This is a genomic window from Pseudomonas sp. CCI3.1 (genome assembly GCF_034313985.1).
Lineage (GTDB): Bacteria > Pseudomonadota > Gammaproteobacteria > Pseudomonadales > Pseudomonadaceae > Aquipseudomonas > Aquipseudomonas psychrophila.
The window spans coordinates 2,893,873-2,906,198 of sequence record NZ_JAVIWO010000001.1; the positions used below are offsets into that span (position 1 = coordinate 2,893,873).

At 58.6% G+C, this 12,326-nt stretch carries 9 protein-coding genes and 1 pseudogene; 1 reads left to right on the plus strand and 9 read right to left on the minus strand.

Annotated features, from left to right (window positions below; all coding sequences use genetic code 11):
* Nucleotides 1-46 precede the first annotated feature (46 nt).
* Nucleotides 47-1,150: pseudogene (locus tag RGV06_RS13120) on the plus strand (methyl-accepting chemotaxis protein); the annotation flags it as partial.
* Between the two features lie 102 nt (nt 1,151-1,252).
* On the opposite strand, the gene RGV06_RS13125 reads toward RGV06_RS13120, so the two are convergent.
* The 9 genes from RGV06_RS13125 to hutI form a co-directional block, all read right to left on the minus strand.
* Entirely contained in the window at nt 1,253-1,987 is a 735-nt protein-coding gene (locus RGV06_RS13125) for an amino acid ABC transporter ATP-binding protein (protein ID WP_019825237.1), read from the minus strand.
* Nucleotides 1,980-2,939: an amino acid ABC transporter permease gene (locus RGV06_RS13130; protein ID WP_401015707.1), complete on the minus strand. Its 960-nt coding sequence runs from the start codon at nt 2,937-2,939 to the stop codon at nt 1,980-1,982. Before RGV06_RS13130 ends, RGV06_RS13125 begins: the two co-directional genes overlap by 8 nt.
* Nucleotides 2,940-3,129: 190 nt before the next feature.
* Complete coding sequence (locus RGV06_RS13135) at nt 3,130-3,927, minus strand: transporter substrate-binding domain-containing protein (RefSeq protein ID WP_019825234.1); 798 nt, start codon at nt 3,925-3,927, stop codon at nt 3,130-3,132.
* A 245-nt stretch (nt 3,928-4,172) separates the two neighbouring features.
* A complete protein-coding gene (mdoH, locus tag RGV06_RS13140) occupies nt 4,173-6,725 on the minus strand; it encodes a glucans biosynthesis glucosyltransferase MdoH (protein ID WP_322150160.1) in 2,553 nt (850 codons plus the stop codon).
* Nucleotides 6,718-8,421: a glucan biosynthesis protein G gene (locus tag RGV06_RS13145; RefSeq protein WP_401015692.1), complete on the minus strand. Its 1,704-nt coding sequence runs from the start codon at nt 8,419-8,421 to the stop codon at nt 6,718-6,720. The genes mdoH and RGV06_RS13145 overlap by 8 nt, the downstream gene beginning before the upstream one ends.
* Before the next feature lie 264 nt (nt 8,422-8,685).
* Nucleotides 8,686-9,123: a D-aminoacyl-tRNA deacylase gene (gene dtd, locus RGV06_RS13150; RefSeq protein ID WP_019825230.1), complete on the minus strand. Its 438-nt coding sequence runs from the start codon at nt 9,121-9,123 to the stop codon at nt 8,686-8,688.
* A complete protein-coding gene (gene pip / locus RGV06_RS13155) occupies nt 9,120-10,091 on the minus strand; it encodes a prolyl aminopeptidase (RefSeq protein WP_019825228.1) in 972 nt (323 codons plus the stop codon). Before pip ends, dtd begins: the two co-directional genes overlap by 4 nt.
* A 210-nt stretch (nt 10,092-10,301) precedes the next feature.
* Nucleotides 10,302-11,108 (minus strand): N-formylglutamate deformylase, encoded by an 807-nt coding sequence (gene hutG, locus RGV06_RS13160; RefSeq protein WP_322150162.1) that lies wholly within the window; start codon nt 11,106-11,108, stop codon nt 10,302-10,304.
* A gap of 11 nt (nt 11,109-11,119) precedes the next feature.
* Nucleotides 11,120-12,325 carry an imidazolonepropionase gene (hutI, locus tag RGV06_RS13165; protein WP_198822608.1) on the minus strand — a complete coding sequence of 402 codons (1,206 nt, stop codon included), beginning with the start codon at nt 12,323-12,325 and terminating at the stop codon, nt 11,120-11,122.
* Nucleotide 12,326 lies beyond the last annotated feature (1 nt).

The window sequence follows — 12,326 nt, forward strand, 5'->3', positions numbered from 1 at the left end:
GCACCAGCAGGGGGATGCTCTGATCGAGCAGAGCCAAAAGCTCTCGGGTCTGCAAACGGTCAAGCGCAACAACGAAAGCCGCCAGGCCACCACCCTGCTGATCAGTTGCGCACTGCTGGCACTGGTGCTGGGAATGATCGCCGCCTGGGTTATTACCCGCCAGATCGTGATCCCGCTGCAACGCACGCTCAAGACCGTTGAGCGGATCGCGGCAGGCGACCTGACCCACGACCACCCAACCGAGCGCCGCGACGAACTGGGCCAGCTACAGCAAGCCATACAGCGAATGACTGCGGGCCTGCGCGAGTTGATTGGCGGGATCAGCGATGGCGTGACACAAATAGCCAGCGCTGCCGAAGAACTCTCGGCGGTCACCGAGCAAACCAGCGCAGGGGTTAACAGCCAGAAAGTCGAAACCGATCAGGTCGCCACCGCCATGCACGAAATGGCCGCGACCGTCCAAGAGGTGGCGCGCAATGCTGAAGAAGCCTCTGAAGCCGCAGTCGCTGCTGACCAGCAGGCCCGCGAGGGCGACAACGTGGTCGCGCAAGCCATCGCCCAGATCGAGAAGCTGGCCATTGAAGTCGGTCACTCCACCGATGCGATGGGCCATCTGAAGCGCGAAAGCGACAAGATTGGCAGCGTGCTGGACGTGATCAAGTCCGTCGCGCAGCAGACCAACCTGCTGGCCCTCAACGCCGCCATCGAAGCGGCACGAGCCGGTGAGGCAGGTCGTGGTTTTGCGGTCGTGGCTGACGAGGTGCGAAGCCTGGCGCAGCGCACACAAAAATCCACAGAAGAAATCGAAGAGTTGATTGCCGGTCTGCAAAGCGGCACCCAGCAAGTGTCCAGCAGCATGGACAATAGCCGTGCCCTGACGGACAACAGTGTTGAGCTGACCCGCCGTGCAGGCGAGTCACTGGGCAACATCACCCGCACGGTGTCTACGATTCAGGGCATGAACCAGCAAATTGCGGCCGCGGCCGAGCAGCAAAGCGCGGTGGCCGATGAGATTAACCGCAGCGTATTGAATGTGCGTGACGTGTCAGAGCAGACCGCTGCCGCGAGCGAAGAGACAGCAGCGTCCAGCGTTGAACTGGCGCGGCTGGGCACACATCTGCAGGCATTGGTTGGGCGGTTCAAGGTTTAACAGCCTCGCAACCCTGTGTGGTAGCGGGCTTGTTGTGGGAGCGGGCTTGCTCGCGATTGAGTCGCTGCCATCGCGAACAAGCCCGCTCCCACACTTTCGGAACTACAGCACCTGACGCAAAAACGCCTGGGCGCGCAGGTCTTTAGGCGAGTTGAAGAAGTCTTCCGGGGCGGAGTCTTCCAGCAGCTTGCCATGGTCGAAGAACAACACGCGGTTCGCCACTTCTCGGGCAAAGCCCATTTCGTGGGTCACGCAGACCATGGTCATGCCTTCGCGGGCCAGGGTCTTCATCACGTCCAGCACTTCGCCGACCATTTCCGGATCAAGCGCCGAGGTGGGTTCGTCAAACAACATCACCTTGGGCTCCATCGCCAACGCACGGGCAATCGCCACCCGCTGTTGCTGGCCGCCCGAGAGGCGCGACGGGTACTCGTTGGCCTTCTGCCCGATACCCACCTTGTCCAGCAGTGCACGGGCCTTGGCTTCACGCTCGGCCTTGCCACGCTTGCGTACAACCTTTTGCGCCAGGCACAGGTTTTCCAGCACGGTCATGTGCGGGAACAGGTTGAAATGCTGGAACACCATGCCGACTTCACGCCGATAGGCATTCACATCGGTTTTAGGGTTGGCCAGGTCCAGACCGTCAATGCTGACGGAGCCGGAGTCAAAATCTTCCAGGCCGTTGAGGCAACGCAGAAAGGTCGACTTGCCAGAGCCCGACGGGCCGATCACCACCAGGACTTCGCCCTGGGCAACAGTGGTGCTGACGTTGTCCACAGCGCGAACGATGTGGCCGCGGGTGTCGAAGACTTTTACCAGTTCATGAACTTCAATCACTTTGCGCGAGCCTCCGCTCAAGCCGGCTGGCGAAATGCGACAGCGGCAGGTTGATCAACAGGTACAGACCCGCTACGCAGAACAGGATTTCGAACGGCGAAAACGAGGTGGTGATGACCTCACGGCCACTTTTGAGCAGCTCGGTAATGGCAATCACAGACACCAGCGAGGTGTCCTTGACCAGGCTGATAAATTGCCCGGCCAACGGCGGCAACACCCGCTTGAACGCTTGCGGTAACACCACATAGCGCATCGACTGGCTGCCGTTAAGGCCCAGCGAGCGGGCCGCTTCGTTTTGCCCCCGGGCGATGGACTGCACGCCCGAGCGAATGATTTCGGCCACGTACGCACCGGTGAACAACGACAGCGCGGCAATACCGGCAAATTCGCGGGACAGGTTAAGTACAGTGCCAATAAAGAAGTAGAAGATGAAAATCTGTACCAGCAGCGGTGTGCCCCGTACCAGTTCGACGTACAACGTCGAAAGGTCGCGCAGGGTCGGGTTATTCGACAGTCGGCACAGGCCTGTGGCCAGCCCGATGATCAAACCCAATACGCCAGACACCAGCGACAGCCAAACGGTGGTCCACAAGCCCCACAGCAGCGGTCCTGCGGCCCAATGACGGTTAACGCCAATGACATCGCCTTCATCGACCTCGTCGCCTTCGACCCATTGCAGGCTGTTGTCAGCAACGCTGACCCGTTGTTCTTTGCCATCCTCGCCCCGCAGCACGACTTCGGCAGTGTCGCCTTTGCGCACCAGCTCGATGATGGTCGAGTGCTCAGCCGCCCGCTGGGCTTCTTCCGCTTGATAGGCGAAGTACTGCGGCACGCGGTTCCAGCGCCATTCGTAGGACATCAGAGAGGTGGCGTAATACAACGCGCCCGCCAGACCGATGAGCACCAGCACGGTCAATACGTGCCAGGGCCACTGGACTTTTTTTTGTTTGATCACTTTCAGGTTCCGTCAGGAGAAAAGCCAGGCCCGTAGCAGTTGCCGAAGGCTACGTCCGGGCGCGAAGCGCTCGTAAATCGAACGCCTCCGTTTTTCATCTGAACCGCATTCAGCTTCTTTACGGCTGCTGTGCAACCGGACGCAGCCTTCGGCAGCTGCTACAAAAGTAGCGGAATGCGATCAGCGCTTATTCCATGTCTTTGAGCCAGGCGGTGTCTTTGAACCACTTGTCATGGATGCGATCGTAAGTGCCGTCTTCGTGGATCTGGTGCAGGAAGTTGTTGATGAAGTTAATGCTGTCGTAGTCGCCTTTCTTCAGACCAAAGGCCAACGGCTCGTAGGTGAACGGCTTATCGAGGAACACCAGCTTGCCGTTACCGAACTTGTTAACCGCCACAACGTTGTAAGGGGCGTCGTAGATAAAGGCATCAGCCTTGCCGTTAACAACGTCCAGAACACCCTCAGGCTCGTTGTCGTAGCCGTGGTACTGGGCTTTTGACATCAGTTTGCGGGCAACGATTTCACCCGTGGTGCCAATCTTGGAGGTCAGGCGATATTGCGGGTCGTTGAGGTCTTTGTACGATTTGACCTTGTCTTCCAGCTCTTTACGAATGAGCACGGTCTGGCCCACAACGATAAAGGGTTCGCTGAAGTTCAGGCGCAGATTGCGCTCCTGGGTCAGGGTCATGCCGCTGCCGATCATGTCGAACTTGTTGGTCATCAACGCCGGGATGATGCCGTCATAACCGGTGGAAACCAGTTCAAGCTTCACACCCATGGCCTTGGCCATCGCTTTAAGCAGGTCAACTTCGAAGCCGATGATCTGGCCGCGCTTGTTGGTCATTTCAAATGGCATGTAGGTTGGGTCCATGCCCACCTTCAACGTGCCACGCTTGACCGCATCGTCAATTGCGCCTGCATGGGCTGCGCTGACCGCCAGTAGTGCAGTGATACCGAACAGCAGTTTCGACACAAACTTCTTCATCATCAACTCCCCCTCACCTACTCAATTAAGGTGTTGGCCAACGGCAGGCTCGATTCAAAAAGCCAATACAGCCGGGCACTCACCCATTCGAAAACGGATGCTAACTCACTGGGGGTTGTGACACGAGTTTTGCGAGAGAAAAGCAGGATGGGTGTGAGCGATGGATCCGCTACCGAGAAACCTCAACTGTGGGAGCGAGCCTCCCATAAAGCACAAACCCCACCGAAGTGGGGTTTGTTTTGACATCAAGCCGCGGGCTGTAACGGCAACAACGGCGCGTGAGGGTCAGCGGCAACCGACTCTCGCCAGGCGTTCAGCCAGCCTTCGTGACCTTCGTTCCACACCAGCGCGTGCAAGCGTGCCAGAGCAACAGGGTCGCTCAAGAGCTCCATGCGCTCTTTGTCGCTGACACCCTGAGGCCCCATCTTGAGTGCGTGACGCACACGCTCGGTACGCAGCCATTCGATCGGCTCGGCCTCACGGTGACGCGACGTCGCAAGGGCGCAAGCCAGTGCGTTCTGCTGTGGATCAACCACGGCCCGCACAAAACCGTCATGCAGTGCGTGGTAGCGATTTTCGTGGGTGTATTCGGCTGTGGCCGACAATTCACGGGGCGGAGCATATTCCTCAGGAATCAGGAACAGGCTTTCATCGCGCGTCTTGAGGCCCAGCTTGACCCGGCTGGAGATCACCGATACCGGGATCGACAACATCAGCGAACCGACAATTGGCACCAGCCACCACAAAAAGCTCGGGTTCAACCACAGCACCAACGCTGCCCAAGCCGCACCCAACAGGGTTTGCGGACCATGACGGCGTACTGCTTCACTCCACGGCGTGGAGTCGTCGTCACGCTGTGGCGAGTTCCAGGTCGCAGCCCAGCCCAGGAACGCAGCCAGAACAAAGCGGGTATGGAAGATCATGCGCACAGGTGCCAGCAGCATCGAGAACAGCATCTCCAACAGCATCGACAGCGTGACTTTGAACTTGCCACCGAACTCTTTCGCGCCCTTGGCCCAGATCAGGATGATGCTCAGCAGTTTAGGCAGGAACAACAGCACGATAGTGGTCGAGAACAGCGCAACGGCTTTATCCGGATGCCATTGTGGCCACAGCGGGTACAACTGACGCGGCTCCATGAAGTACTGCGGCTCCATCAACGTGTTGACTGCCAGCAGGGCGGTCGACAGCAACAGAAAGAAGAACCACAACGGCGCTGACAGGTAAGACATCACGCCCGTGAGGAACACCGCACGGTGTACCGGGTGCATGCCTTTGACCAGGAACAGGCGGAAGTTCATCAGGTTGCCGTGGCACCAACGACGGTCACGCTTGAGTTCGTCCAGCAGGTTGGGCGGCAATTCTTCGTAGCTGCCCGGTAAGTCGTAGGCAATCCACACGCCCCAACCGGCACGGCGCATCAACGCGGCTTCAACAAAGTCGTGTGACAGAATCGCGCCCGCAAAAGCACCTTTACCCGGCAACGGCGCCAAGGCGCAGTGCTCGATAAACGGCTTCATGCGGATGATTGCGTTATGGCCCCAGTAGTGGGATTCACCCAACTGCCAGAAGTGCAAACCGGCAGTGAAGAGTGGTCCGTATACCCGCGTCGCAAATTGCTGCATGCGCGCATACAAGGTGTCCATGCCCGATGCTCGCGGCGCGGTCTGGATGATGCCGGCGTCTGGCGTGGCTTCCATCAAGCGCACCAGACTGGTCAGGCACTCACCGCTCATCACGCTGTCGGCGTCGAGTACCACCATGTACTTGTAATCGCCGCCCCAGCGACGGCAGAAGTCATCGAGGTTGCCGCTCTTGCGCTTCACACGACGACGGCGACGACGATAGAAAATTCGCCCAAAGCCTTCTGTTTCGCGGCACACATCCAGCCAGGCCTGTTGTTCTGCGACACAGATATCAGGGTCGTTACTGTCGCTGAGGATAAAGAAGTCGAAGCGATCCAGATCGCCCGTGGCCGCCACCGATTCGTAGGTCGCCCGCAAGCCCGCAAATACACGGGTTACGTCTTCGTTACAGATCGGCATTACCAGCGCAGTACGTGCTTGCTCAGGGATTGCCTCATTCCCGGCGCTTTTGCCGGAAATACGGTATTTGTCGTGGCCGGTCAGCAGCTCCAGAAAGCCCATCAAGGCAGTCCAGAAACCCGCCGACACCCAGCAAAACAGAATCCCGAACAGAATCAGGATGCTGGTCTGCAAGGCATACGGCAACACTTGTTGCGCCGTTTGCGTCAACGGCTGGTGCAACACTTCTTCAAGGTCGACAAACGACCAGCCCTGGTACGGCATGATGCCTTTCATGTACCAGCCAGCAACAATGGTCTGGCCCAGCATCAAGACCAGCAGGATGTAACGGCGGATCGAACCCACCGTACGCCAGCGGGCCTTGGGCAATACGCGCTCGTCAATTTTCGGCGCAGGCGGATTGCTGCGCCCGGTCAGGCGCCGCCATCCACGAACCAGGATGTTGGTACGCCACGGCTCCGGCACCACCTTGGTGCGACGAATCGGCGGCGTGGCCTTGAGCATCACCCGGCCGCTGGCGTCGAGGGCGAGCATTTCTGCTTCCTCAAGCTCATTGGCCGAATTCAGGTTCAGACGCGTACCCACCGAGGCCTGAGCGGCCTCAGCAGCATCGACATCAGTTTTCGCCGACAGGCGCGCATGCAACTCGGCGAACGAGGTGCAGCTCGCCAGTTCCGCGCGCTGCTCATCGCTCAGTGGCAAATGCGCCAGGTACTCGCTGAGCGAGGCCGGTTGGGGCTGAGCATTACTCATCGGCTGGCAACTGGTAGCTCCAGGTCTCGGTCAACACTTTTTCAGTCTTCACCGGTTCTGGAGTGGCTACAGGAGCGTCAGCCGCCGGGGCCTTGGCGTCCTTGGCCGCGTGGTCTTTCTTCTCTTGTGCCTTGGCCGCCGCTTTTTCAGCTTTAGTCACAGGCGCTGCAGGCTTGGCCGCAGGTGCTTGCTCGATGTCCTGAACCAGCGCTGCACGCATCTCCGTAGACTTGCTCGGATCCTTGATTTTCATCCGCAGGGTCAAGCGCCAGCCCTTGGTTTCAGGGTTGTAACGCACGTTGTTCTCAACCAGTTCCGCGTTGTCACCCACACTCACCTGGCTGCGTACTGCGGCATTTTCTGGCAGGGCCTTGAGCGACGGGCCTTCGAAGTCCACCAGATACGCGACGCTGCCGTCTGGCTGGCGGATCAGGTTCGATTGCTTGACGTCGCCGGTCGAACGCAGGGTTTGCTTAACCCAGGCGCTATCCGTTGGATGCAGGGCAGCTTCGTCCAGGGTCCAGTGCATGCGGTAAGCGAAATCAAACGGCTTGAGTGGCTCTGGCAGTGTTTCCGGGCTCCAGAACGCAACGATGTTGTCGTTGGTTTCGTCAGCGGTCGGAATTTCTACCAGGTCAACGGAGCCTTTGCCCCAATCACCCTGCGGTTCGATCCAGGCGCTTGGGCGCTTGTCGTAGTTGTCGTCCAGATCTTCGTAGTGGCTGAAGTCACGGCCACGTTGCAGCAAGCCGAAGCCGCGCGGGTTTTCGACCGAGAAGTTGCTGACCGACAAGTGTTTCGGGTTGTTCAGCGGACGCCAGATCCACTCGCCGTTGCCGGCATGAATGGCCAGACCAGACGAGTCATGCAACTCGCGGCGGTAGTTGAGGACTTTGGACGGCTGGTTGGCGCCGAACAGGAACATGCTGGTCAGCGGAGCGATGCCCAGCTTGCCAACCTTGTCACGCAGGAACATTTGCGCTTTGACATCCACTACCGTGTCTACGCCCGGGCGCAGGGTAAAGCGGTAAGCGCCGGTCGCCCGTGGCGAGTCCAGCAAAGCGAAGATCACCAGATGTTTATCGTTGGGCTTGGGTTTTTCGATCCAGAACTCAGTAAAGCGCGGGAACTCTTCACCCGACGGCAATGCGGTGTCGATCGCCATACCACGGGCCGACAGGCCATAGATTTGATCCTTGCCCACAACGCGGAAGTAACTCGCGCCGAGCATGGTCATGATTTCGTCCTGCTTATCCGCCTTATTGATCGGATACAGCACGCGGAAACCCGCCCAACCGAGGTTCTCGGTAGCTTTTGGATCAAACTTGACGTCACCGAAATCGAAACGACTGGAGTCGTACTTGATCTCTTCGACCTTGGTGGCTGTCACTTCGTTGATTTTCACCGGCGTGTCGAAATGCATGCCCTGGTGATAGAAGGACAGTTTGAACGGGGTTTTATCACCCGCCCACTGGGCCTTGTCGCGGTTGAATTGAATCTTCTGGTAGTCCGCGAACTTCATGTCGCGGAACTCTTTTGGCAAATTGCTGCGTGGCGCTTGGTATTTCTGTTCGGCGAGGGTTTTAGCCTCAGCCGCCACGTCATCCAGACTGAATGCCCACAGTTGACCCGCACCGAACAAGCAAAAGAGCGCAGAGCCCGTCACCAGTGCGTTGCGTAACCGCTTGGCAGACATTTTTGGTGCATTAAATAATGGACTAACAATCACGAGCAAACCTCGCCGAAAACAGATGATGAAACCAACGGCCAGCGATCTAAATGCCAGGTTGGCGAGCACTGTTCCGACCATCAAAGGAATGAATGATTCCCCAGATGCGTCGGATTAGTCTCTGTGTAGCGCAGGATTATCTAGTAGCCCGCGTTACAACGCATCCACTGTCAGCAAGTATTTCTCGCTAAAACCCCCTGTTTTCAGACGAAAACACGGTTTTTAAGGGTTTTAGATTTGTAACAGAAATGTCACAGGGCCATCATTGACCAAATGCACCTGCATATCTGCCCCAAAACGGCCAGATTCGACTCTCGGATGAAGGCGCTTGGCCTCCCCCAGCAGGTGATTGAATAAGGCCTCGGCCAATGCAGGAGGTGCCGCCGTTGAGAAACCGGGACGCAGGCCGCTTTTGGTGTCAGCCGCCAGGGTAAATTGCGATACCAGCAGCAACCCCCCGCCAATATCGGCCAGGGAAAGGTTCATTTTGCCTTCGGCATCGCTGAACACACGGTAGTTGAGCAGCTTGTGCAACAACTTGGCGGCGCTCGCCTCGGTATCACCGGGTTCGACGGCGACCAGCACCAGCAAACCCTGGTCGATTGATCCGATAATCTCCCCCGCGACCTCAACCCGCGCCCCACTGACACGCTGCAACAACCCCCTCATGCTTCGTCCGGTTGCAAGTTGAGCAGGCTGCGGGCCATTTGCTCAGTGGCGCGCACCAATGCATCGGTGATCCCGGGTTCGGAAGCTACGTGCCCGGCTTCGCGGATTATCTGCAGTTCGCTGCCCGGCCAGGCCTGATGCAGCTCCCAGGCGTTATCCAGCGGGCAAATCATGTCGTAGCGACCATGCACGATGACCGCCGGCAGATGGGCAATCTTGTACATGTCACGCAGCAGCTGATTGGGCTCCAGGAACGCATTGTTCATAAAGTAGTGGCATTCGATGCGGGCAATGGACAATGCCCGGTGAGGGTCACAGAAACGCTCGACCACTTGCGGGTTGGGCCGCAGGGTGGCCGCACGGCCCTCCCAGGTCGACCAGGCCTTGGCCACGTGCATCTGGGCAATCTGGTCATTGCCTGTCAGGCGCTTGTGAAAGGCACTCATCAGGTCGTGACGCTCTTCCGGCGGGATGGGCGCTATATAATCCTGCCAGTAGTCCGGGAAGATCCGGCTGGCGCCTGCCTGATAGAACCATTCGATTTCTTGAGGGCGAGCCAGAAAGATCCCGCGCAGGATCAGTCCATGCACCTTGTCCGGATGGCTTTGCGCGTACGCCAGTGACAGGGTCGAGCCCCACGAGCCACCAAACAGCACCCACTTGTCGATGCCCAGGAACAGGCGGATCCGTTCCATGTCGGCAACCAGGTCCCACGTCGTGTTGCTGTCCAGACTGGCGTGGGGGGTTGAACGCCCGCAACCGCGCTGATCAAAAGTAATGATGCGGTACAGGCCCGGATCGAAGTAGCAGCGGCTGTTGGCATCGCAACCCGAACCCGGCCCGCCATGCACAAACACCACAGGCAGGCCGTCTGGCGAACCGCTCTCGTCTACGTAAAGAACATGCGGCCCATCAACCGCCAGTTCATGACGGGCGTAAGGTTTGATCTGCGGGAACAAGGTCTGCATTACGCACTCCGGGAGGTCGGGATAATGTTGCCTCTGGCATCATAAACCCGATTGGGTGCAATGAGCATGCCCTTAAAAACACTGTGGTTGAATAACTGGCTGTTGCTTAAACCCTGTAGGAGCGGGCTTGCTCGCGATGGCATCAATGCAACCTCACTGACAGACCGCGGCGCTGGCATCGCGAGCAAGCCCGCTCCCACACCACCCGACTCAGCCCTTGGAGTATCGCTGCTGGCCCCACTCAATAATCCGCGCCAGCAACTGCTTGAGCACCACCTGGGTCGGTGCCGCAAGGTCTTCGCGATAGTTGAACGGCTCAAACTCCTCCATATAAGTGCACTGGGCCAGTTCCAGCTGCACGGCATGGATGTTGTCCGCCGGACTGCCGTAGTGGCGAGTGATATGACCGCCCTTGAAGCGTCCATTCAGGATGTGGCTGTAGGCCGGATGCTCGGCACAAATGGCTTCAAGGTCGCGGGCCAGGGTCGGATCGCAACTGGCGCCATTGAAGGTCCCCAGGTTGAAGTCCGGCAACCGCCCCTCAAACAGGTGCGGCACGCAAGAACGAATGGAGTGCGCATCAAACAGCAGCGCATAGCCAAATTCATCCTTGAGGCGCTTCAGTTCCTGCTCCAGGGTCTGGTGGTAAGGTTGCCAGATCTGCTCAAGATACGTTGCACGCTCTGCGGCAGAAGGCACCTGCCCTTCACGAAACAGTGGCACACCATCAAACAGCGTGGCCGGGAACAGCCCGGTGGTCGCTCCTACATACATCGGCGCATCGTCCTGCGGGCGATTGAGGTCGATCACAAAGCGCGAATACTCCGCTGCCAGGGTGCTGGCACCCAGCTCGGTGGCAAAATCATAAAGCTGTGGGATATGCCAGTCGGTGTCCGGCAGGCTTTGCGCTTCGGGGATCAGCCCGGCCTTGACCGCAGGTGTCAGCTTCAAGCCTGCGTGGGGCATGCTGATCAGCAATGGCGCACGGCCTTGTTTGAATGTCAGAACCTTATCCACAACCTTTTCTCCTAAAGCGTTACGTCAACGCCGCTGCGCACGACGCGTTTGTCCAGATCACCGCCCAGCCAATAGGCCAGGTCTGCCGGGCGATCAATGTTCCAGGCCACAAAGTCGGCCACTTTGCCGGGCTCAAGAGAACCATGGGTCTCGCCCATACCCAATGCCGTCGCCGCATGTTGGGTGACGCCGGCCAGGGCTTCTTCGGGGGTCATGCGGAACAGGGTGCAAGCCATGTTCAGCATCAGGCGCAACGACAAGCCAGGGGACGTACCGGGGTTGAGGTCGCTGGCGATGGCGATTTTCACCCCGTGCTTGCGCAGGGCGTCCATCGGCGGCAACTGGGTTTCACGCAAGAAGTAAAACGCGCCGGGCAAGAGCACGGCCACGGTGCCGGAGGCGGCCATGGCAATGGCGTCTTCTTCGGTCATGAATTCCAGATGGTCCGCCGACAACGCCTGATAACGTGCCGCCAGGCTTGAGCCGTGTAACGAGGACAGTTGCTCGGCGTGCAATTTGACCGGCAGGCCCAATTGCTGCGCCACCTTGAATACCCGCTCAACTTGAGCGGGCGAAAACGCCAGGTATTCGCAGAACGCATCCACGGCGTCAACCAGCCCTTCGGCCGCCAGCGCGGGGAGCATCTCGTTGCAAATATGCTCGATATAGTCGTCGGCCCGGTCCTTGTACTCCGGCGGCAAGGCATGGGCCGCCAGACAGGTGCTACGCACTGTGACCGGCAACTCGGTGCCCAGGCGACGGATCACACGCAGAATTTTGTGTTCGCTCTCAAGGCTCAGGCCATAACCCGACTTGATCTCGACGCTGGTAACGCCATCGCGCAGCAAACACAGCAAACGCTGACGGGCACTGGCAAATAATTCCTCTTCGCTGGCAGCACGAGTCGCACGCACGGTGCTGGCAATACCGCCACCGGCAGCGGCGATTTCTGCATAGCTCACGCCTTGCAAACGCTGCTCGAATTCGCCGCTGCGATTGCCGCCAAACACCGTGTGCGTATGGCAATCGATCAGCCCCGGCGTCACCCATGCCCCTTCCAGGCCATGGGTTTGTCCATACTCGCCCGTCGGCAACTGCTGACGCGGACCAATCCACTCAATGTAGCCATCACGGGTGACAATGGCGGCATCCTCGATGATCGAGTACGTGCCATTGGCCATGGTTGCGACATTGCAGTGTTGCCAAAGGGTTTTCATT

Coding starts and splice junctions, on each gene's coding strand:
- RGV06_RS13135 (WP_019825234.1), bottom strand. CDS start 3,927: ATGAAGAAGTTTGTGTCGAAACTGCTGTTCGGTATCACTGCACTACTG.
- mdoH (WP_322150160.1), bottom strand. CDS start 6,725: ATGAGTAATGCTCAGCCCCAACCGGCCTCGCTCAGCGAGTACCTGGCG.
- RGV06_RS13145 (WP_401015692.1), bottom strand. CDS start 8,421: ATGTCTGCCAAGCGGTTACGCAACGCACTGGTGACGGGCTCTGCGCTC.
- dtd (WP_019825230.1), bottom strand. CDS start 9,123: ATGAGGGGGTTGTTGCAGCGTGTCAGTGGGGCGCGGGTTGAGGTCGCG.
- pip (WP_019825228.1), bottom strand. CDS start 10,091: ATGCAGACCTTGTTCCCGCAGATCAAACCTTACGCCCGTCATGAACTG.
- hutI (WP_198822608.1), bottom strand. CDS start 12,325: ATGAAAACCCTTTGGCAACACTGCAATGTCGCAACCATGGCCAATGGC.